Genomic DNA, 19,598 nt, shown 5'->3' with positions numbered 1-19,598 from the left:
TGGTGCGATTCGGCATCCAGGTACCACCGAATTCGGGCTGGAACTGGAGCCGTACATGTCTCACCGTCACCGCCTGCGTCTCGTCGTCCTGCCGGCCGTCGTGGCCGGGGCGCTGCTCGTCCCGGTCTCTGCGGCCGTCGCCTCCGACGGGAAGCCGACGCCGTCCGCGTCGGTGGCCGAGGAGAAGAAGACCGCGGAAGAGAAGATGAAGGAGGACGCCGCGAAGAAGGCCGCGGCCGCCAAGGCGGGCGCGGGCCAGGAAATGACGAAGGAGGAAGCCGCGAAGAGGGCCGAGGACGCCAAGCAGGCCCCGCGTGGCGGCGTCGCCGCGGGCGAGGCCCCGGCCGAGGACTCCGCGACGACCACCGTCGTCGGCTCGGCCGCCGGAGCGCTGCTGCTCGCGGGCGCCGGCACCTTCGTGATCCGCCGCCGCTCCACCGCCCGGCGCGGTATCTGACCCGGCGCGACAGTGGCGCCGCCCTTCGCCGGGCGGCGCCACCGCGCGTTCACCGGGCCTGTCGCCCGCCTCTCGCGGGGTCCGCGTCTGTCACCTGCCGCCGACAACCGCCCGGTGATACGCGGTACTCGGACCCGCGACCCGCGTATCCGGCCCTGATCCGACGACAGGCCCCCCGGCCCTGCTCTGGAGCCCGCCGTGATTCCTGCCCGCCTCGCTCTCGTCGTACCTGCGGTACTCATCGTGCTGACCGGCTGCTCGTCCACACCGGACACGGCTGCCCCGGCCTCCGCGACCGGCCCCGACACCGCCGTCGGTACCCCGTCTCCCCTTCACCCGGGGGCGGTTGGGCAGCCCGGCACACCCGTCGAGGTCGCCATCCCCTCGATCGGTGTGACAAGTTCCCTGATGTCGCTCGGCCTCAACGCGGACGGAACCGTCGAGGTGCCGCCACCCGAGAAGGGCATGACCGCGGGCTGGTACACCGGTGGGGCCGTACCCGGCGAAGCCGGCGCCGCCGTCGTCATCGGCCACAACGACACCCGATTCGGCAAGGCGGTCTTCCACGACCTCAAGAAGATCACCAAGGGCGCGGACATCACGGTCACCAACAGCCGTGGGGAGTTGGCGCGCTTCACCGTCACGGGCACCGAGAGCGTCAGCAAGGATTCCTTCCCCACCGACAAGGTCTACGGCGACACGGAGGACCACGCCCTGCGGCTGATCACCTGCGACGGCGACTTCGACGCCGATGGCCACCCGGTGAACAACCTCATCGTCTACGCGACGCTGGACTGACACCGCCGGGAAGCCGCGGGCCTGCCGTGTCCTGCCGCCCGGCCGCCGCGCCGACGGCTAGTTTCGGTCCATGCCTCCGTTCTCGCCCGTCTATCTCTTCCACAAGCTGCTGGGCAACGAGCGGTGGCGGCGGCTGCACGTCAAGGCGTCCATGTGGGCGGCCGTGGGTGTCGTTCTGGTCATGTTGATCGGCTCCTGGATCATCGTCCCGTGCGAGGCGTCGGCGCCCCGGGCGACCATCACCTCGTTCCCGCTCGCGCTGTGGTGGTCCATCGAGACCGCGACGACCGTCGGGTACGGGGATCTGTATCCGGTCACGGCCGCCGGACGCGTCATCGCGTCGATCGTGATGCTCGTCGGGATCTCCGTGTTCAGCATCGTCACCGCCTCCCTGGCCACCTGGTTCGTCGGCAGCGCCGCGCGCCGCGCCCGCCAGGCGGCGCAGGCGGTCGAACACGCCGAGGCGCGGGGGAGGGCGGACGCCGGCCAGGAACTGCGGGCGCTGCACGCCCGCTTCGACCGGCTGGAACAGCTGATCACCCGTGAGGGCGGCCCCGGTTCCGGGGAGCGCCGGTGAGCCCGGCCGCGCCCGTTCCTGCGGGGTGGACGGGCGACGGCACGACGTACCCGCTCAACTGGCGTGACTCCCCGCCCCGTTACGAAGCCGCCTCGGCCCTCCGGTCCTCCGGCGCGGGCTCCGCGCCCGGCCGCGCGGGCCCGTCCGGCGAGGCCCCGTCCGCCGACGGCCGGACCTCCGGCGGCCGGACCTCCGGCGCGCGCGGCGTCTCCAGACGCGCCATCAGCGCGGGGGTGACCCGGCGGTAGGCCGCGGGGTTGATGGGGTTCAGCCAGTGGACCGCGCGGACCAAAGGGCTGATGTTGAGGCCGAGATCGTTCAGCACTTCGTCGGCGTTGTGCATCGAGAACGGGATGATCTTCGTTCCCCGGCAGTGGTGCCGGTTCGTGGCGTCGTCCATGAAGGCGATCTGGTCCACCACGGCCTGTCGCCGGGCGGCCGGTTCGGGCAGGGGGAGCAGACCCCCGAGGTCGGCGGCGATCCAGAGTGCGGCCATCTCGGCGTTGAGTGGGCTGAAGAGAGAGGAGTTGTAGCCGTTGAAGTACAGCCCGGGTGCGCCGAGCGGCAGGATCTGCCGGTAGAGCATGAAGTTGCCGTTTTCGTCCAGGAGTTGGTCCCGTACGTCATCGGCGAGGAACGGGACGCCCTGGGTGAAGCCGGTGGCGCAGACCACGAGGTCGGCGGGCAGCGTCGTACCGTCGCCGAGTTCCGCGAAGGGGCGGCCCGCCTCGGCGAACAGCCGGGTGATCGTACGATCGCGGCGCACCGCGATCGCGCCCGCTGCCACCGCCTCGAAGAAGCCCTCGGTGCCGAGTCCGATCGCTCCCTGGATGATGTGCTCCATCCGCCCCTTCGGGACCAGACCGTGCCTCTCCAGGCCGTATTGCCGTACGGAGACCGAGCCGATCGAGTTGAGCATCCGCCGGCGCAGACCGTTGCCCGGCCCGTGCAGGAACCGTTCGACTCCCCGCAGTCGCCGGTAGCGGAACAGGGCCTCGCCCATGCGCGTCAGCAGCAGCATCTTGAAGTTGAGGAGACCGCCGATCCTGCGCGGCACCTTCCAGAGCAACTGCCGGGCGACGACGTCGGTGCTCGCCGCCGTCCCGCTGATCGGTACGGCCACATCGCACGCCGACTTGCCGTAACCCACCACGAGCACGTGCTTGCCGCGCGCCTCCTCCGCGTCGTGGAAGGCGCTGCCGGCGCACAACCGGCCCCCGGCCGCGACGAATTCGTCCAGTCCGGGATACGCGGGAACGGCGGGCTCGCAGAACACGCCGTTGGCGACGACGATCCGGTCGAACCTCTCCACGGCCGGTACGCCCGCGCCGTCCGGTGTGCCTCCACCCTCCGGTGTGCCTCCACCCTCCGGTATGTCGGCGTCCGGTGCGTCGGCGTCCGGTGCGTCGGCGTCGCGTACGTCCACCGTCCAGCCACCCTCGGCCGCCCGCACGCGGGTCACCTCGGTCCGCAGCCGCAGATGGCCTTCCAGCCCGAAGTGCCGGGCGTAGGCGGCGAGATAGCCCTGCACCTGGGCCCCGCCCGGCCACTCCGGCAGCTCTTTCGGCATGGGGAAATCCGACAGGGCGTACTGCGTCTTCGGGCTCTGCGTCGACAGGCCGGGATAGCGCCGGGTCTCGCTCCACACACCCCCGACGTCCGGAGTCCGGTCGAAGACCACGACCTCGTGGCCCGCCTGCTTGAGCACCTTGGCCGTGGCCAGCCCGGCGACACCGGCGCCTATGATCCCGATCCTCATGGCTCAGTGCCCCCCGGGCGGCAGGTGCAGCACGATTCCGAAGTCGTCCATGATCGCCTTGATCCTGGAGATGTCCTTCGGTCCCGGCGGCATGGCGGCCAGGGCCTGGTAATACCCTTCGAGCCCCGCCGGCGACACCACGGAGATCACCCGTGACTCCTCTCCGTACGGGTTGCGGAAGGCGTGCGGCACATCGCGCGGCAGATACATGTAGTCGCCGAATTCGAGGACGTAGTCCTGGTCGCCCAGCGTGACGTCCAGGCGGCCGGCGAGACAGATGAAGGACTCGTCCTCGCGTGTGTGCGTGTGCAGCGGTGGTCCGTCGGTCTCCGGGGGGATCGCGTACTCGAACAGCGAATACGCGTCGTGCGTCGACTTGCCGTCGGTCTTCATCGTGATGCCCAGCCCGATCGCGGCGATCTTCGTGCCGTCGCGCGAGGGAAGCAAGTAGCCACCGCCGAGGGTCATTTCTGGGGCTCCTTCGGAGTTGTCGCACCGTCGGTCGACCGGTGTGTCCTGGCTCACAGGGTGACGGGACGCGGTCGATCCACCAAGCTCGCGTCCCGCTCACCGGGACAGCTTCCGCTTCCGGGCTCCTCGGTGCCTCCGTCGGCTCCCGCGCTCACCGCCGCCGCGTGGAGTAGGCGCGCGAGGCGGCCGCGGCGGCCATCCGTACGGCGGGCCCGACGCGATCGGCACGGACCAGTTCCGTCGGTCCGGTGACGGAGAGGGCGGCGACGGCGTCGCCGAGCGGCCCGAAGACCGGCGCGGCCACACAGCTCACTCCGGTGTTGCCCTCCTCCCGGTCCACCGCCCAGCCCCGGTCGGGGATGGCGGCCAGCTCGCGCCGCAGGGCCACCGGGGTGGTGAGGGTCCAGGGCGTACGCGGAGTGAGCCCGGCCTCGATCACCGCGTCGACGGTCGCGGTGTCGGACCACGCGAGGATGGCCCGTCCGAGACCCGAACAGTGGGCCGGGATGGTGCCACCGACCTGCGAGAGCATCGGCATCTGCCGGTGGCCGCTGATCTTCTCGACGACCAGTATCCGCGGGCTGTCGAGCACGCCGAGCTGCACCGTCGCGCGGGTGGCTTGATAGAGGTCCTGGAGATACGGCAGTACGGCCTCACGCAGTTCGTGCCGGACCGGGGCAAGACCGGAGATCTCGAAGAGGCGGTTGCCGATCCGGTAGCGGTCGCGTGGTTTGTCCAGCCAACCCAACCTGATCATGGTGTCGGCGGTGCGGTGCGTGGTCGAGCGCGGCAGACCGCTGCGCTGGACCAGTGCGGCGAGGGTCAGTTCGCGGTGGGTCGGCGTGAAGGCGCCGAGGATCGCCGCGGCGCGGTCGAGCGCGCCCATGGCCGCCGCCGCGGCGCGCGCTTGGGCCGTACCGGTGTCCCGTTCAGTGGGACTCATGGTTGGTACCTCGGTGTCATGCGGGCCAGGCTAGGACCGTCCTCCGGATCGGGCCAGATCCCGTGAGCCCACAACATCCGGACGACGGAGCCCAGTTCGCCGACCCAGGGAGACCGCCATCAGCGATCGGACCGCACTTGTAGGTGGGGGAGCCACCGGAATCGGGTACGCCACCGCCGAACAACTGGCCCTGGCCGGCCACCGGGTGGTCATCACAGGCCGACGCGCCGACGCCCTTGAACCGGCGGCGGCCGGTCTGCGGGCGAGAACCGGGGGAGACGTGCACTGGCTGGCCGGAGATCTGGCCGACCCCTTCTCCACGGACGCGGTGGCGGCCGAGGTCGCGAGCCGGTACGGCTCCCTCGACATCCTCGTTCTCAACGCGGGCGGCCCGCCGCCGGGCCGGATCCTGGAGATCGACGACAAACAGTGGCAGTCCGCGTTCGGCCTCCTGCTGCTCGGCCCCCTCGCACTGGCCCGAACGGCGCTTCCCCGGATGGCGGCCCGCGGCTTCGGCCGCGTGGTGTTCCTGACCTCCACGGCGGTCCGGCAGCCGCAGCCGGACCTCGCGCTCTCCGTCGTGCTCCGCTCGGCGGTGACGGCGGCGGCCAAGCTGCTGGCCCGGGAGTTCGCGGCCGAGGGCGTGACCGTCAACTGTGTCGCACCGGGCCCGACCGCCACCGGCCGGCGCGAACAGATCCTGACCGCCCGCGCCACGGTCACCGGGCGCACCTACGCCGACCTCGACGCCCAGGACGCCGCGAGTGTCCCGGCCGGCCGCGCCGGCCGGCCGACGGAGATCGGAGCCGCTGTGGCCTTCCTGGCCTCGACGGAAGCAAGCTACGTCAACGGGACGGTACTGACCGTCGACGGCGGACGAACGGAGACGATCTGATGGCCGAGTCCGGACCCGACTTCACCCTGGCGGACTTCCTCGGAAGCATCTCCGACACCGTCCGCCCCAGCACGGCGCGCCCGGTCGTGGTGCGCGCGGCGGAACTTGAGCGGCTCCCCGCCGACCAGGTGCACAACCCCACCGCGCTCTCCATCGCCGGGCGGCTGCCGACCACGACATTCGAGATCTTCCGGCAGACGATCCCGGCGGGCGAGAGCTCCGACATGCAGCGCCACCACCACGAGACGGTGCACTACGTCATCTCCGGCGACGGCCACAGCGAGGTCGAGGACGACACCGAGTCCTGGTCGAGCGGCGACTTCGTCTACACCCCGCCGTGGACCTGGCACCGCCACTACAACGACTCCACCGAGCACCCGGTCGAATTCCTGACGATCGAGAACTCCCGGCTGCTCGGACTGCTCGGTGTCGCACGCCGGCAGAGCGCCGGCCTGGTCACGATGGCGCAGGCCCGCGCCCGCTTCGAGGAGGAGAGATCATGAGCGGCCCGTCCGAGCACGCCGGCCTCCCCGACCACATCAGCGTCTGGGCCGAACTGGCCGACGTCGACCACGAGTTGCTGCATGTCGACGTCGGCGGTGTCCGCACCCGGGTACTACGGGCGGGCGCCGGCCCCGATCTGATCCTTCTGCACGGCACCGGCGGGCATCTTGAGGCGTACGCCCGCGACATCGCCGGGCTGGCGGCCGACTTCCGCGTCACGCTCTACGACATGGTCGGCCACGGCTGGTCGGACCTGCCGGACACGCCGTACACCATCGACGTGCTCTCCGGTCATCTGCTGGGCCTCATGGACGCGTTGGGCATCCGCAGCGCGCACCTGTCGGGCGAATCGCTCGGCGGCTGGGTGGTGGCGTGGACGGGCGCCCACCACCCAGGGCGGGTGGACCGGCTGGTCCTCAACACCCCCGGCAACATCGCCAACAAGCCCGACGTCATGACCCTCGTGCGGGAGAGCACGCTGGCCGCCGTGCGGGACCCCAGCGACGCGACCGTACGCCGCCGGGTGGAATTCCTCTTCCACCACAAGGAGTTGGTGACCGACGAGCTGGTGAATCTGCGGCGGGCCGTCTACAGCAGACCCGGATTCGTGCGGGCGATCACCAACACGCTGGTACTCCAGGACCCCGTCGTACGCGAGGACTTCGCCTGGGACCCGGAGTGGGTCGGCCGGATCGGCGCGCCGACGCTGCTGCTGTGGACCGACCACGACCCGACCGGCAGGCTCGACGAGGCCGCGACGCTCCTCCGGTGGCTGCCCGACGCCCGCCTGCACGTCATCGAGGACGCCGGCCACTGGCCCCAGTGGGAGAAGGTCGACGAATACCTGCGCGCGCACCGCGACTTCCTGCTTCTCGACAAGGACCCGGCATGAGCGAGATCATCGGCTTCGTGGGGATGTCCCACTCTCCCTTCGTCACCATGCTGCCGCCCGACTCCGCCGCCGCGCCGGGCGGGGGCTTCCTCAGCGCCGCCGCCAGGGTCGAGGCCGCGGTGGCGGAACTGGCGCCGGACGCGATCGTCGTCATCGGCCCCGACCACTTCCACGCCAACTTCTACGACGTGATGCCGCCGTTCGTCCTCGGCGTCGAGGAGGCCGAGGGCTTCGGTGACTTCGGCAGCGACTCGGGACCGCTGCCGGTGGCCTCGGCGCTCGCCTGGTCCATCCACGAGGGCCTGGCCGCCGCCGACTTCGACATCTCCCTGTCGTACGCCCTCACCGTCGACCACGGCATCGTGCAGAGCTACAAGATGGTGTCGCACAAGGACGGCATCCCGCTGGTCCCGCTGATCGTCAACACCGCGGCGCCGCCGCTGCCGGGTATGGAGCGCTGTGTGGCGCTGGGCAGGGCGCTGGGCGCGGCGATCCGGGGCTCCGACTTCGACGGGCGGGTGCTGCTCGTCGCCAGCGGCGGGCTGTCGCACTGGCTGCCCTCCAACGACCCCCGCGACGTGTCGGTCGCCGGTGAGAAGCGCGAGTCGCTGATCCACGGCCGCCGGGACACCCGCGCCTTCGCCGCGGCCCGGGAACCACGGGTGCGCGCGATGGGCGGCGACCCCACCGCGCGGGTCAACGCCGAATGGGACGGCTGGTTCCTGGAACAACTCACCGCCACCGACGTCGCGTCCGTCACCGCGCTCGGACACGAGGGCCTGGAGGAGAGGGCCGGCAGCGGCGGCCACGAGATCCGCTGCTGGCTGGTGGGACACGCCGCCGTCGGCGAGCCGCTGGTGTGGAGTTCGTACGAGCCGGTGCCGGAGTGGATCACCGGCATGGCCATCGGCACGACCTTCGAGGTCGTGTGACATGCCCCCCGAGACGACGCCCGAGACGACGCCCGAGACGACGGCTGAGAAGACGGCTGAGAAGACGGCTGAGACGACCCGCGTGACAACTCGTGCGACGACCCCCGAGGCGACCTCGTCCCCGCTCGCCCGCGCCACCGCGGAGGCGGCCCTGCGGCTGGCCGCGGCCCGCGCGTCGCGCCGCCCCTGTCCACCGGTACGTGACCTCCTGCCGCCGGACGACATCCACGCGGCCTACGCCGTGCAGTCGCGGTGGGTGGCCGGACGAGAGGCGGCGGGCGCCCGTGTGACCGGCCGCAAGATCGGCCTCACCAGTCCCAAGGTTCAGGCCCAACTCGGCGTGGACCAGCCCGACTTCGGATTCCTGCTGGACGACATGGCGTGCGCGGACGGCGCCCCCGTCGACATGGACCGGCTGATCCGGCCGAAGATCGAGGCGGAGGTCGCCTTCGTGCTCGCCACCGATCTCGACACCGACCGCATCGGCCCGGCCGAGGTCGCGGCGGCGACCGGCCACGTGGTCGCCGCCCTGGAGATCGTGGACAGCCGGATCGCCGACTGGGACATCTCCCTCGTCGACACCGTGGCCGACAACGCCTCCTCCGGTCTCTTCGTCCTCGGCTCCGAGCCGCGCCCCCTCGACTTGCTGGATCTGGCCGGGTGCGCGATGGTGCTGCGGCGCGGCGACGACGTGGTGTCCACCGGCACGGGCGCCGACTGCCTCGGCGGTCCCGTCCTGGCCGTGGCCTGGCTGGCCCGGACCGCGCGTGCCCATGGCCGGCCGCTGCGCGCGGGCGACATCGTGCTCTCCGGCGCGCTCGGCCCGATGGTGCCGGTGACGGCGGGAGATGTCTTCGAGGCGGAGATCACCGGCCTCGGCACGGTCCGCACGAGCTTCACGGGAGGCGCCTCGTGACCAAGGTCGCGGTGATCGGCTCCGGCAACATCGGCACCGACCTCATGATCAAGGTACTGCGGCTGTCCGAGCGTCTGACGATGGCCGCGATGGTCGGCATCGACCCGGCCTCGGACGGCCTGGCGCGCGCCGCCGGGTTCGGAGTGCCCACGACGGCCGACGGTGTCGAGGGGCTGCTCGCGCTTCCCGGGGCCGACGAGATCGAGATCGTCTTCGACGCCACCTCGGCCGGCGCGCACGAGGCCAACGCACGCGCGCTCGCGCCGTACGGCAAACGCCTGATCGACCTCACACCCGCCGCACTGGGCCCGTTCGTCGTCCCCGCGGTGAATCTCGGCGAGCATCTGGACGAGCCCGACCTCAACATGGTGACCTGCGGGGGCCAGGCGACCATCCCGGTCGTCGCCGCCGTCTCGCGGGTGACCCCCGTCCCGTACGCCGAGATCGTCGCGGCCATCGCCTCGAAGTCGGCGGGTCCGGGCACCCGCGCCAACATCGACGAGTTCACCGAGACCACGGCGACCGCGATCCGGACCGTCGGCGGGGCCGGTCGCGGCAAGGCGGTGATCATCCTCAATCCGGCCGAGCCTCCGATGATCATGCGTGACACGGTGTCCTGTCTGATCGGCGACCCGGATCCCGCCACACACGAGCGGGTGGTCGCCTCCGTCGAACGGGTGGTCGCCGACGTGGCGGCGTACGTACCCGGCTACCGGCTCAAACAGCGCGTACAGATCACCCCGCTCGACGACGACGTACGCACCCTGGCCGGGGACGCCCGCGTCACGCACCGCGTCGGCGTGTTCCTCCAGGTGGAGGGCGCGGGCCACTACCTGCCCGGATACGCCGGGAATCTCGACATCATGACCTCGGCGGCCCTGGCGGTCGCCGAGCGCGTCGCCAACCACCCGGTACGGGAGCCCAGTTGATGACCCGTCGACCGACCCGTCGGCTGTTCGTCCAGGACGTCACACTCCGGGACGGTATGCACGCGACGCGCCACCGGATCACCCCGGAACAGGTCGCCAGGATCGCCGGAGCGCTGGACGCCGCCGGGGTCGACGGCATCGAAGTCGCGCACGGCGACGGGCTGGCCGGCGGAAGTCTCACATACGGCCCGGGAAGTCACACGGACTGGGAGTGGATCGAGGCGGCGGCCGGGGCGATCACCCACGCCCGCCTCACCACACTCCTGCTGCCCGGCATCGGCACGGTCAAGGAGCTGCGACAGGCGTTCGCGCTGGGTGTTCGGTCGGTGCGGGTGGCCACGCACTGCACGGAGGCCGACGTCGCGGCTCAACACATCGCGACCGCCCGTGAGTTGGGCATGGACGTGGCGGGCTTCCTGATGATGAGCCACCTGGCCGCCCCGGCCGAACTGGCCCGTCAGGCACGGCTGATGGAGTCGTACGGCGCGCACTGCGTGTACGTCACCGACTCCGGCGGGCGTCTCACGGTGAACGGTGTCCGCGAACGGGTCCGGGCCTACCGCGACACCCTCGATCCCGGCACCGGGATCGGCATCCACGCGCACGAGAACCTGTCGCTGTCCGTGGCCAACTCGCTGGCCGCGGCCGAGGAGGGCGCGACCCGTGTCGACGCCTCGCTGGCGGGGCACGGCGCGGGGGCCGGCAATTGCCCCCTGGAACCGTTCGTCGCGGTCGCCACGCTGGAGGGATGGGAACACGGCTGCGACCTGTTCGCCCTCCAGGACGCCGCCGAGGATCTCGTACGCCCACTCCAGGACAGGCCCGCACGGGTCGACCGCGAGACGCTGACTCTCGGATACGCCGGGGTCTACTCCAGCTTCCTGCGCCACGCCGAGACGGCGGCCCGCCAACACGGTGTCGACGTACGCGACTTGCTGGTGGAGGCCGGGAGGAGGGGCCTGGTCGGCGGGCAGGAGGACATGCTGGTCGACATCGCGCTGGACATGCCGGGCGGGCGGCTCTGAGCGGAAGCGACCGGGCACCCCGTTGCCGTCGATCGTCAACTCGGCGAGCCCGTTCGTCAGGGACCGCCGGGCCCGTTCACCTGGGGAGGCCGGTATCCCTTCAGCCGCCAACCCTCGTCGAGCGGCGCCACCGGATCGCCGCACAACCAGCAGTCCCGCATCGCCCCGGCGTCCAGCCGCCACCGGCCCCCCGCCAAGGCCCGTGGCGTGCCCGCGCGCGCAACCGTTCGGCAACGACAGGTGTCTTAGCGATCGAGGGACTGTTCTCCCGGAGGACACCGTCCGTTTGCCCGCGTCGTACAGAGGTTCATTCAATGCCGATCCCCCCACGCAACCGTCGCACCTTCCGTACTCCTCGTACCCCTCGTACCGCTGTCGCCGCGCTGAGCGCCGCCGGGCTGGTCGCACTGTGCGCCGCCCCCACCGCCGTCGCCGACGAGACCGCACCCGAGCTGGTCATGGGAGACATCGCACCGATCGAGGGCGTGAAGCCGGGCAGCGGCTTCGACCCGTCGGTCACCGTCGCGAACAAGGGCAGCAAGGCCGCCGACGCGGTCTGGGTCTACTACTCCGTCACACGGGGCCTCGGCTACGCGGAGATTCCGTCCAACTGCCAAGCACACCAGGTCCCTTCCTACGACGAGATGACCGAGAAGTCGAACGTGGTGTGTGAGTTCGACCAGGCGGTGGAGCCCGGCGTCGTGTACGCGCCCGAGAAGCCCCTCGCGGTCAAGGCACTGGCCCGCGCGCTCAACGACCACCTGCGCGTGACCGTCGGGGACACCGCCCCGGAACTGGACGAATCCGCCACGCCGCCGGTGGCCGGAACCGCACCGCCGGTGAAACTGGTCCAGCGCCCGGGCGGGGGCGAGACCACCGAGGACGCCATCGACGTGCCGGTCACCTCCGTCAACACGGCCGACTACCAGGTCGAGGGAGCCGCCCTGAAGGGCGGCGTCGGCGACACGGTGACGCTGACGGCGAAGTTCTCCAACGCCGGGCCCGCCTGGGTACTGACCGACGAGGGGGACCCGCTCGTCGAAGTCCTCATCACACCTCCCGCCGGGACGTCGGTCGTCAAGCCCGACGGATTCTGCGAGGCCAAGGGCAAGGCGCTGGCCTGCGGCACAAGCCAGAGGTGGGTCGATGAGGGCGGGGGAGAGACCTACACGATCAAGCTGAAGATCGACAAGCGGGTGGCGGGCGCGAAGGGCTCGGTGGCGCTGAGCACCGAGGCGCGCCCGTTCGACCCCGACAAGGCCAACGACAAGGCCGACATCACGCTGGACGTGACGGGCGGGGGGTCGACCGGCTCATCGGGGTCATCGGGCTCGACCGGCAGCTCGACCAACGGCTCGGCAGGCGCCTCCTCTTCCTCCTCCTCGACGGGCGGTAGCGGCTCGACCTCGACCGGCGGCGACTTGGCCGCCACCGGCTCCTCCTCCGCGACGCTGCCGATCGCGGTCGCGGCTGCCGCAGCGGTGGTCGTCGGTGCGGGCAGCCTCCTCGTCGTACGCCGCCGCGCCCAGCGCCGGGGCTGACCTACCCCGGCATCCCGGCATTCTCAGACGACCGGTCCCGCGCCCCGGTCAGGCGCTCCCCTCGTGAGAGGACCGGATGAGGACGTTCGACGTCGGCGGGACCGTCGCGCGGCGCGACATGTACCGCGGCCGGGTAGGGAGCGCGCAGGCGCGCTGCGCGTCATCGCCGACACCGGCGAGGCGTTGGTGACAGCGTGCGTGCCCGGAGCCGAGGCGCGCCGGGCGTCGCTGCACGTCAAGGCCCGCGATGACGACGACCGTACGGTGCGTACGGCGGCGTCCGACACGACGGCGACGGGGGAGTGGGAACTCGCGCCCGGCGGGTGGCAGGACACCGAACTGCCGCTGTGGAAGCCGCCGAAGGCATGCCCCGTCCTGGCCCGCGCCATGCCTCCCGCTCGGGAAATTCGGATGACCTGGAACACGACTGTTCCTACGCTCACTTCTCATGGACGATGCCGAGTACCTGCTGAACGTGGTCGACATCGAAGCGACTTGCTGGGATGGACAGCCGCCGCCCGGCCAGATGAGCGAGATCATCGAGATCGGGCTCACGGTGGTCGACCTGCGCGCGGGGGAACGCCTCGCCAAACACCGGCTGTTGGTGCGCCCCGCGCGCTCGAAGGTGAGCCCGTTCTGTACGGAGCTGACCGGGCTGACGCAGACCGAGGTGGACGCGGGCCTGCCGTTCGCCGAGGCGTGCCGCACGCTGGCTGCCCGGCACCGGACGGGCCCGCTGCCCTGGGCAAGTTGGGGCGACTACGACCGTAACCAGTTCATCCGCCAGTGCCGGCAGACGGATACGACGTACCCCTTCGGCCACCGCCACACCAACGCGAAGGTCTCCTTCACCGCCTCCTACGGCCTGCGGCGACGCCCCGGCATGGCCCAGGCACTGAAGACGGCCGGCCTCCCGCTGGAGGGCCGCCACCACCGAGGTGACGACGACGCGTGGAACATCGCCGCCCTGGTACTGGATCTCGCGAGGCGCGGAGACTGGCCCGTCGGCTAGGGCGTGTTTCGAAAGTCCCTCCCCCAGCCTTCGGCCGGGAGGTGCCCCCAGCCCGGCGACGCCCGGCTCCCGGGGCCCGTCCGACGACTCCCGTCGCCGTTGTAGCCCGTCGGCGGCCCCGCGTTAGGCCAACTCCGCTTCTCCAGGCTCCGCTTGAGGCACTCGATTGCCTCGATCGGACGTCAACTCCGCACAACCCCGTGGCCCCGATTCTCATCCTCTCCTCAGGGACGAGAGAGATGCCCGGGACACCTGAGGCGACTGAGGTGCCCGGGCGCTGGAGCCAAACAGGAGGAGAAGGACGTTGATCCATGCCCGGCGCACATTGGTCGCCGCTGCGGCGTTGCTGGCGGTGGTGGTGGGGTCGCAAGGAGTGGCGCAGGCCCGGCCCGCCGCCGAACCCGCACCGCCCGCGACATCGGCCGACCCCGACGGCAGACTGCCGGCGGGCTGGCAGATCACCGGGGCGAGATCGGGCCAGCAGCTGACCTGGCGCTCGACCACACCGGTGCCCATGGGAGACGCCGCCGTCGAGTTCTACTCCGGCGACCGGCTCCTGGGCCGGCCCCTCGCCGCCAAGGACGGGCACACGTTCAACCTCGCCCTCCAGGGCGTGGCGCTCGGACCGGCGAAGGACTTGCAGGTACGGGCCGCCGGCCGCCGCCTCGACGAGGCCGGCATCGAGGCCGACTCACGGCGACGTGCCTCCAAGGCCCCGGTGAAGCCGTCGGCCCTGCCGCCCGCCAACCCCGTGGACCCCGGTGTGCCCGGCCCGTACCGCACGGTCAGCGGTGAGTACGAGCTGAAGTCCGTGAAGCTGCCCGACTTCCCCGAACCGGTGGAGATGCGCGCGGCCGTGGTCGCGCCGGCCGAGGCCCAGGGCAACCGCCCGCTCGCCCTCTTCCTGCACGGCCGCCACCCCACCTGCTACACCGGGGGCCCGGAGGGCGAGCTCGTCGGCGGCTGGCCCTGCCCCACCGACTCGAAGCCGGTACCGAGCCACCGCGGCACTCTGCACGACCAGAAACTGCTGGCGTCCCAGGGCTATGTGACGGTGTCCATATCCGCCAACGGCGTCAACGGACAGGACTACCTGGCGGAGGACGGCGGAGCGCAGGCCCGCTCCTCCCTCGTACGGCAGCACCTCGCCCAGTGGGCCAACTGGTCCGGCGCCGGACGGACTTCGGCACCGGCGATCGTACGCAAAGCCGCGCGGGCCGACCTCTCGCGCGTACTCCTGGTCGGTCACTCGCGGGGCGGCGAGGGCGTGAACCGGGCAGCGATGGACAGCCTCTCCGAGCCTCCCGCCGACCAGGACGGCTACCGGGGTCCGGTGCGCTGGAAGATCAGCGGGACCGTCCTCATCGGCCCCACCATCTTCGGGCAGAACCCCACTCCCGACGTGCCGTCGATGACGATCCTGCCCGGCTGCGACGGCGATGTGGGCGATCTGCAGGGTGAGATCTTCGTGGACGGGACACGCGGCGTCAGCCGTGGTGCCGCCCTGCACAGCGCGGTCTACATGGTCGGCGCCAACCACAACTACTTCAACACCGAGTGGACGCCGGGACAGGCCGAGGCGCCTGCCAACGACGACTTCTGGGTCGACGAGGAGTCGCCGGACCCGGTGTGCACGCCGGGCACCGCGACGCGCCTGACCGCCGAGCAGCAGCAGACCGCCGGTTCCACGTACATAGCCGCCGCGGCCCAGGTGTTCGTCGCGGGCGACGACCGGGTCCGGCCACTGCTGGACGGCTCCGGCGTAAGCGCGAAGTCCGCGGGTCCCGCCCGCGTCCTCACCCACGCCGTCGGCGCCCGTCGCGCCGGCGCGTTCCTGCCGGACCCCTCGGTGAAGGTGGACGGCGGCCGGCTGTGCGAGCAGGTCGACCCCGACCCGGCGACGGCCTGCCTGAACCCTGACGAGCCCGGCAGATCACCGCACTTCGCCGGCTGGGAGACGGAACGGGAAGCGGGCCGCAACGCCGTGGCGCTCGACTGGTCGACGCCCGGTTCCGCGGTACGGGTGCAGCCCGAGCGACCGGTCTCCGTGACCGGAGCCGAGTCGCTGGCCCTGCGCGTCATCGTGCCCCCGAACACCACCGGCACCCGCATGGACGTGTCCCTCACGGACACCGCGGGCCGACGGGCGAAGCTCGGCGACATCCGCCTCGACGGACTGCCGGGCTCCTCGCAGACGGCCTCGTACTGGGGTCAGGAGGTACGCGTACCGCTGACCGCCGCGACCACGGCCGGGCTGGACCTCAAGCAGGTGAAGTCCCTGGAACTGACCCCCCTCAGCGGCTCGGGGAAGGCGTGGCTGATCGACGCCTGGGGCTGGCGCCCCGGCATGACGGACGTGCAGCCGGTCTCACTGCCCCGCGTCGACATCGGCAGGCTGGCCGCCGACGAGGGCGACTCCGGAGTCAAGACCTACCGCGTGCCGGTACGGCTCTCCGGGCAGGGCAGTGGACAGATCCGGCTCTTCGTCTCGGACTCCGCGACCCGTGAGACCACGTCCAGGGTGGTGACCGTGCGCCCCGGCGGCGAGAACATCGACGTGCCGGTCGACGTGCCCGGCAACACCCGCTACAACTACGGCACGACGTACAACGTGTTCGCGAAGGCCGTCCACGACACGGTGGTCGGCAACCACCGCGGCGGCCTGATCGTGAAGAACGACGACCCGCTGCCCACGTTCAGCGTGTCGCCGGTCCTGAGCCGGGTCGCCGAGGGGCAGAACCTGACCTGGCGGATCACCCAGTCCGCGGTCGCCGACACGGAGATCTGGTTCGACGCCGCGTTCGCACCGGTCGACGGCGCCGAACTGTCCACCACCGACGTCGACCCGGACTGGCTCGGCGAAGTCACCGGTGAGTCACCGCCCCCCGCCCGGTCGGCCGCTGAGTCACTGGCCCCCGCCCGGCCGCTGTCCGAACTGGAAGGGCTCAATCTGCCCATCGCCATCCCCCCGGGCGAGCTGAGCACCGACGTGACCATTCCCATCGTCGCGGACGGCGTGAGCGAGCCGGAGGAGTCTCTGCGGATCAAGCTGTCCCTCTGGACGATGGACGGCGAACGGTTGGAGGGGCCGGTCCTCGACGGCACGGTGACCGACGCGCCGTAGTGGCTCTGTAGCCGCTCTTCGATCGGCTTCGACCGGCTTCGGCTGGGCTCGAGCGACTTCAACTGAACGGAATCAGATGCGGGGGCCCGGAAGTTCCGGGCCCCCGTTTCGCGTTCCCTGGGCTCCCTGGGTTCAGTCCGCGGGCCCGTGAGCCATGATGCGGCGCAGTTCCTCGCTGAAGTCGGCCGCTGTCGGCTCCAGCAGCAGCGCCGCCAGGGGGATGTCGGCCCGCAGCCGTTCCCGGAGGGTCTCTACGACGCGCAGCACCTTGAAGGAATCACCGCCCAGGTCTCCAGGAGACGGCGGTCTAGATCCTGTTATGAAAGCGAGCACTGAGGTAGTGCTGGCTATGGAGCTGAATGATCTGTTGGAGCACCGATGTCAGATGCGGCTGGTGCTGGCACGATGTCGCCATGGAGCGGACGTTGAGTCGACGGGAAGCTTCGGACGCGGTCGGCGACCTGGGATGGCGCTTCCTGCTGGGCACCGTACGAACCTCGGTCCCGGTCGGGTCAATGGCAGAGGCAGTCGTGATGGCGGCGAGCGCGGTGGCGGTGTGCGGGGACCATGCCGACCAGCACCTCCGCGCCGATGTGCGGCCCGGCCGGGTCGTGTTCACTCTCCAGTCGCTGGACCACGCCGCGGTGACCTCGCGCGACATCGACCTCGCGCGTCGGATCTCCGGTGCTGTGCACGAGAGCGGATCGCGGACGGAGTCCGAGATCGGTGCCGAAGGGCCACGGTCGGTCCAACTCCTGGAGATCGCGATCGACGCACTCGACATCGCGGCGATCCGCCCGTTCTGGAAGGCGGTGCTCGGTTACGCCGATGAGGCCGGAGCCCGCGGTCCCGAGGATCCGCTCGTCGACCCGGTCGGCCAGGGCCCGGCGGTCTGGTTCCAGCAGATGGACCGAGCGCGAGCGGAACGCAATCGCATTCACCTCGACGTCTGCGTCCCGCACGACGAGGCACCCCGACGGATCGAGGATACTGAACCGCCCGCACCGCCGTCAGCCACGTCGGTGGACGGTCGTGCGGGGTGGCAACGAGATCCGGCCGTGCGGCCCGGTCAAGTGCGATCAGCGCTCGGCCGACCGGCGATTCCGCCGACAGGTGCGCCACGATGAGGAAGCGATCCGCCGAGCAGACGGCACGTCACCGAGCGCTCGGCCCAGCCTTTCGCGCCGGCGGATGTCCCGGACAACGCCGGGCCCGGCCCCCGCCCGCAATCGAATGGAGCCGGCCGGCGCGGGTGCCCGGCCGGCGCCCCGCCCTTGGTTGTCAGTGGTGGCTGGGATGCTGCCCTGATGGACGAACTGATGCGGCGGCGGGTGTACGGCGCCGACCATGACGACCCGGATCCGGGGCCTCGGCCGGGCCGCGCGTACCGGGAGCTGTGCGCGGGCCCGTTGGACGGGCTGCTCCTGGATGTGACCGGCTGGACGGACGAGGAGCTGGGCACCGGCGCGATGCTTGTTACGGAGATCGGGGCGTACGGGCCGGGCGGGCGCGCCGGGTACGGGCCGCGTACCGGCGATTCGCGGCGGTGGGACTGGCAGGGCGACAGCCCGTGACAGCCGCGCGCGGGCGGATCACGTAGGCGTCCGCCACGGTCCGGATCGGGGCGGTGATCTGACGAGGGAGGCCGAGGGGTGGGGGCCGCGATACCCCGTTGGGGGCTCCTGGGCCGACCGCGCCAGGAGCCCAGGGCGGGCGCCGTTACTTCTTCGCGATGCCGTATGTGGCGCGCGCGGCGGCGCGGATCTGGTCGGTGATCAGGTCGGGGTGCGAGACCATCGCCACGTGCGAGGAGTCGACCTCGACGGTGTGGGACTTGGCGCGCTTGGCCTCGAAGCGTTCCAGGTCCGGGGCGATGGCTCTGTCGTTCCTCGCGACCACGGCCCACGACGGGATCGACTTCCACGCCGCCGCCGTCGCGTTCTGCGCGAACCCGGCGGCGGCGACCGGGCGCTGCTCGACCGCCATCTCCCTGCTCTGCCCCCTGGGCAGGTCGGCGGCGAACACCGCGTGGAACTTGGCGTTCTGGATGTACAGGTCCGTCCCACTGGTCTTCCCATCCGTGTACGGGACCTCCCGCAGCGCCGGGGCGAGTTCGCTGCCCTCGAACTTCGTCGAGAGGGTGGCCGGGCTCTCGCCCACGTCCGGCATGAACGCCGACACGTACACGAGGGCTTTCACGTTCCTGTTGCCTGCGGCCGCCTGGCTGATGACCGCACCGCCGTACGAGTGGCCGGCGAGGACGATCGGACCGTCGATCGACTTGAGGATCGACGCGAGGTAGGCGGAGTCGCCGAGCACATCCCGCAGCGGGTTCGGCGGGGCGACCACCGGATATCCGTCGTGCTGGAGCCGCTCGACCACTCCGTTCCAGCCCGACGCGTCCGCGAACGCGCCGTGGACCAGCACCACCGTCGGCTTCACGGCCCGACCGGTCGGCTCGGAGTCCCCGCTGCCGAACAGACCCCCGCCGGCGACGGCCGAGCCGTTGGCGAACACCCCCGCGGTCAGTGCGAGGGACAAGGCACCCACGCGCATGAGGCGACGTCGTACCGGATGGAGGGAGGGGGGTGACGCAACCATGAGAGGTCTCACTTCTGCTGGTGGGGAAGCCGTGTCGCTCTCAGTGTTGATCCGAATCCGTACGGTGCGCCCCCTGGTTGTGGCGGGTGAGTGAACCTGGTGCCGGTACGCGCGCGGAGTACGCGGCCGGCGTCACAGCCCGGGAGGTCGGCCGTGGTGGCGGCGGAAAGCTGCCGCGAAAGGAGCGGCGCCCGGATCGACGGCGCCGTCGCGGCCGGGCTC

General features: G+C 71.3%; 20 protein-coding genes. 15 read left to right on the top strand and 5 right to left on the bottom strand.

Going from position 1 to position 19,598, the window contains the following annotated elements:
• Positions 1-55 precede the first annotated feature (55 nt).
• The 3 genes from P3L51_RS09310 (at position 56) to P3L51_RS09300 (ending at position 1,832) form a co-directional block, all read left to right on the top strand.
• On the top strand, positions 56-457 hold the full coding sequence (locus P3L51_RS09310) for a sortase-dependent protein (RefSeq protein ID WP_354604627.1): 402 nt from the start codon (positions 56-58) through the stop codon (positions 455-457).
• Positions 458-655: 198 nt separating this feature from the next.
• Complete coding sequence (locus tag P3L51_RS09305) at positions 656-1,255, top strand: class F sortase (protein WP_354604626.1); 600 nt, start codon at positions 656-658, stop codon at positions 1,253-1,255.
• A 70-nt stretch (positions 1,256-1,325) separates the two neighbouring features.
• Positions 1,326-1,832, top strand: coding sequence for a potassium channel family protein (locus tag P3L51_RS09300; RefSeq protein ID WP_354604625.1), 507 nt, complete (start codon positions 1,326-1,328; stop codon positions 1,830-1,832).
• Between the two features lie 79 nt (positions 1,833-1,911).
• Here P3L51_RS09300 and P3L51_RS09295 read toward each other — a convergent pair whose 3' ends face one another.
• The 3 genes from P3L51_RS09295 to P3L51_RS09285 form a co-directional block, all read right to left on the bottom strand.
• Positions 1,912-3,591 carry a flavin-containing monooxygenase gene (locus P3L51_RS09295; RefSeq protein WP_354604624.1) on the bottom strand — a complete coding sequence of 560 codons (1,680 nt, stop codon included), beginning with the start codon at positions 3,589-3,591 and terminating at the stop codon, positions 1,912-1,914.
• A gap of 3 nt (positions 3,592-3,594) precedes the next feature.
• Positions 3,595-4,059 (bottom strand): cupin domain-containing protein, encoded by a 465-nt coding sequence (locus tag P3L51_RS09290; RefSeq protein ID WP_354604623.1) that lies wholly within the window; start codon positions 4,057-4,059, stop codon positions 3,595-3,597.
• Between the two features lie 154 nt (positions 4,060-4,213).
• Positions 4,214-5,005: an IclR family transcriptional regulator gene (locus tag P3L51_RS09285; protein WP_354604622.1), complete on the bottom strand. Its 792-nt coding sequence runs from the start codon at positions 5,003-5,005 to the stop codon at positions 4,214-4,216.
• A gap of 118 nt (positions 5,006-5,123) precedes the next feature.
• Between P3L51_RS09285 and P3L51_RS09280 the strand changes: the two genes are divergently transcribed.
• From P3L51_RS09280 to P3L51_RS09235, 10 genes are all read left to right on the top strand, one after another.
• The gene (locus tag P3L51_RS09280) at positions 5,124-5,900 is read left to right on the top strand and encodes an SDR family oxidoreductase (protein ID WP_354604640.1); all 777 of its coding nucleotides are present in this window, start codon (positions 5,124-5,126) and stop codon (positions 5,898-5,900) included.
• Positions 5,900-6,403 (top strand): cupin domain-containing protein, encoded by a 504-nt coding sequence (locus tag P3L51_RS09275; RefSeq protein WP_354604621.1) that lies wholly within the window; start codon positions 5,900-5,902, stop codon positions 6,401-6,403. The genes P3L51_RS09280 and P3L51_RS09275 overlap by 1 nt, the downstream gene beginning before the upstream one ends.
• Complete coding sequence (locus tag P3L51_RS09270) at positions 6,400-7,296, top strand: alpha/beta fold hydrolase (RefSeq protein ID WP_354604620.1); 897 nt, start codon at positions 6,400-6,402, stop codon at positions 7,294-7,296. Before P3L51_RS09275 ends, P3L51_RS09270 begins: the two co-directional genes overlap by 4 nt.
• Positions 7,293-8,228: a DODA-type extradiol aromatic ring-opening family dioxygenase gene (locus P3L51_RS09265; protein ID WP_354604619.1), complete on the top strand. Its 936-nt coding sequence runs from the start codon at positions 7,293-7,295 to the stop codon at positions 8,226-8,228. The genes P3L51_RS09270 and P3L51_RS09265 overlap by 4 nt, the downstream gene beginning before the upstream one ends.
• A 1-nt stretch (position 8,229) precedes the next feature.
• Positions 8,230-9,144 (top strand): 2-keto-4-pentenoate hydratase, encoded by a 915-nt coding sequence (locus tag P3L51_RS09260; protein ID WP_354604618.1) that lies wholly within the window; start codon positions 8,230-8,232, stop codon positions 9,142-9,144.
• Between the two features lie 44 nt (positions 9,145-9,188).
• Entirely contained in the window at positions 9,189-10,073 is an 885-nt protein-coding gene (locus P3L51_RS09255) for an acetaldehyde dehydrogenase (acetylating) (protein ID WP_435594414.1), read from the top strand.
• Entirely contained in the window at positions 10,073-11,098 is a 1,026-nt protein-coding gene (gene dmpG / locus P3L51_RS09250; protein ID WP_354604616.1) for a 4-hydroxy-2-oxovalerate aldolase, read from the top strand. The genes P3L51_RS09255 and dmpG overlap by 1 nt, the downstream gene beginning before the upstream one ends.
• Before the next feature lie 314 nt (positions 11,099-11,412).
• A complete protein-coding gene (locus tag P3L51_RS09245) occupies positions 11,413-12,639 on the top strand; it encodes an LAETG motif-containing sortase-dependent surface protein (protein WP_354604615.1) in 1,227 nt (408 codons plus the stop codon).
• 448 nt (positions 12,640-13,087) lie between these two features.
• Positions 13,088-13,651: a 3'-5' exonuclease gene (locus P3L51_RS09240; RefSeq protein ID WP_354604614.1), complete on the top strand. Its 564-nt coding sequence runs from the start codon at positions 13,088-13,090 to the stop codon at positions 13,649-13,651.
• A gap of 304 nt (positions 13,652-13,955) precedes the next feature.
• On the top strand, positions 13,956-16,775 hold the full coding sequence (locus P3L51_RS09235) for an alpha/beta hydrolase (RefSeq protein WP_354604613.1): 2,820 nt from the start codon (positions 13,956-13,958) through the stop codon (positions 16,773-16,775).
• A 132-nt stretch (positions 16,776-16,907) separates the two neighbouring features.
• On the opposite strand, the gene P3L51_RS09230 is transcribed toward P3L51_RS09235, so the two are convergent.
• Positions 16,908-17,108, bottom strand: a complete 201-nt coding sequence (locus tag P3L51_RS09230; protein ID WP_354604612.1) for a phosphopantetheine-binding protein — start codon at positions 17,106-17,108, stop codon at positions 16,908-16,910.
• Between the two features lie 26 nt (positions 17,109-17,134).
• Here P3L51_RS09230 and P3L51_RS09225 point away from each other — a divergent pair, with 26 nt between their 5' ends.
• Together P3L51_RS09225 and P3L51_RS09220 are read left to right on the top strand one after the other, a co-directional pair.
• Positions 17,135-17,902: a 4a-hydroxytetrahydrobiopterin dehydratase family protein gene (locus tag P3L51_RS09225; protein ID WP_354604611.1), complete on the top strand. Its 768-nt coding sequence runs from the start codon at positions 17,135-17,137 to the stop codon at positions 17,900-17,902.
• Between the two features lie 180 nt (positions 17,903-18,082).
• Positions 18,083-18,349 (top strand): hypothetical protein, encoded by a 267-nt coding sequence (locus P3L51_RS09220; protein WP_354604610.1) that lies wholly within the window; start codon positions 18,083-18,085, stop codon positions 18,347-18,349.
• Positions 18,350-18,494: 145 nt separating this feature from the next.
• Here the strand turns inward: P3L51_RS09220 and P3L51_RS09215 are convergent, their stop codons facing one another.
• Entirely contained in the window at positions 18,495-19,331 is an 837-nt protein-coding gene (locus P3L51_RS09215) for an alpha/beta fold hydrolase (protein WP_354604609.1), read from the bottom strand.
• Between the last annotated feature and the right edge of the window lie 267 nt (positions 19,332-19,598).

The organism is Streptomyces panacea (genome assembly GCF_040560175.1).
Taxonomy (GTDB): Bacteria; Actinomycetota; Actinomycetes; order Streptomycetales; family Streptomycetaceae; genus Streptomyces; species Streptomyces panacea.
Note: the sequence above shows the minus strand (reverse complement) of the source record. Positions and strands in the feature narration are given on the sequence as shown.

What these genes read in the sequence shown, in the direction of transcription:
- P3L51_RS09310 (WP_354604627.1), top strand. Translation starts at nt 56, where the DNA reads ATGTCTCACCGTCACCGCCTGCGTCTCGTCGTCCTGCCGGCCGTCGTG.
- P3L51_RS09300 (WP_354604625.1), top strand. Translation starts at nt 1,326, where the DNA reads ATGCCTCCGTTCTCGCCCGTCTATCTCTTCCACAAGCTGCTGGGCAAC.
- P3L51_RS09295 (WP_354604624.1), bottom strand. Translation starts at nt 3,591, where the DNA reads ATGAGGATCGGGATCATAGGCGCCGGTGTCGCCGGGCTGGCCACGGCC.
- P3L51_RS09290 (WP_354604623.1), bottom strand. Translation starts at nt 4,059, where the DNA reads ATGACCCTCGGCGGTGGCTACTTGCTTCCCTCGCGCGACGGCACGAAG.
- P3L51_RS09285 (WP_354604622.1), bottom strand. Translation starts at nt 5,005, where the DNA reads ATGAGTCCCACTGAACGGGACACCGGTACGGCCCAAGCGCGCGCCGCG.
- P3L51_RS09275 (WP_354604621.1), top strand. Translation starts at nt 5,900, where the DNA reads ATGGCCGAGTCCGGACCCGACTTCACCCTGGCGGACTTCCTCGGAAGC.
- P3L51_RS09270 (WP_354604620.1), top strand. Translation starts at nt 6,400, where the DNA reads ATGAGCGGCCCGTCCGAGCACGCCGGCCTCCCCGACCACATCAGCGTC.
- P3L51_RS09265 (WP_354604619.1), top strand. Translation starts at nt 7,293, where the DNA reads ATGAGCGAGATCATCGGCTTCGTGGGGATGTCCCACTCTCCCTTCGTC.
- P3L51_RS09260 (WP_354604618.1), top strand. Translation starts at nt 8,230, where the DNA reads ATGCCCCCCGAGACGACGCCCGAGACGACGCCCGAGACGACGGCTGAG.
- P3L51_RS09255 (WP_435594414.1), top strand. Translation starts at nt 9,189, where the DNA reads ATGATCAAGGTACTGCGGCTGTCCGAGCGTCTGACGATGGCCGCGATG.
- dmpG (WP_354604616.1), top strand. Translation starts at nt 10,073, where the DNA reads ATGACCCGTCGACCGACCCGTCGGCTGTTCGTCCAGGACGTCACACTC.
- P3L51_RS09245 (WP_354604615.1), top strand. Translation starts at nt 11,413, where the DNA reads ATGCCGATCCCCCCACGCAACCGTCGCACCTTCCGTACTCCTCGTACC.
- P3L51_RS09240 (WP_354604614.1), top strand. Translation starts at nt 13,088, where the DNA reads ATGGACGATGCCGAGTACCTGCTGAACGTGGTCGACATCGAAGCGACT.
- P3L51_RS09225 (WP_354604611.1), top strand. Translation starts at nt 17,135, where the DNA reads ATGATCTGTTGGAGCACCGATGTCAGATGCGGCTGGTGCTGGCACGAT.
- P3L51_RS09220 (WP_354604610.1), top strand. Translation starts at nt 18,083, where the DNA reads ATGGACGAACTGATGCGGCGGCGGGTGTACGGCGCCGACCATGACGAC.
- P3L51_RS09215 (WP_354604609.1), bottom strand. Translation starts at nt 19,331, where the DNA reads ATGCGCGTGGGTGCCTTGTCCCTCGCACTGACCGCGGGGGTGTTCGCC.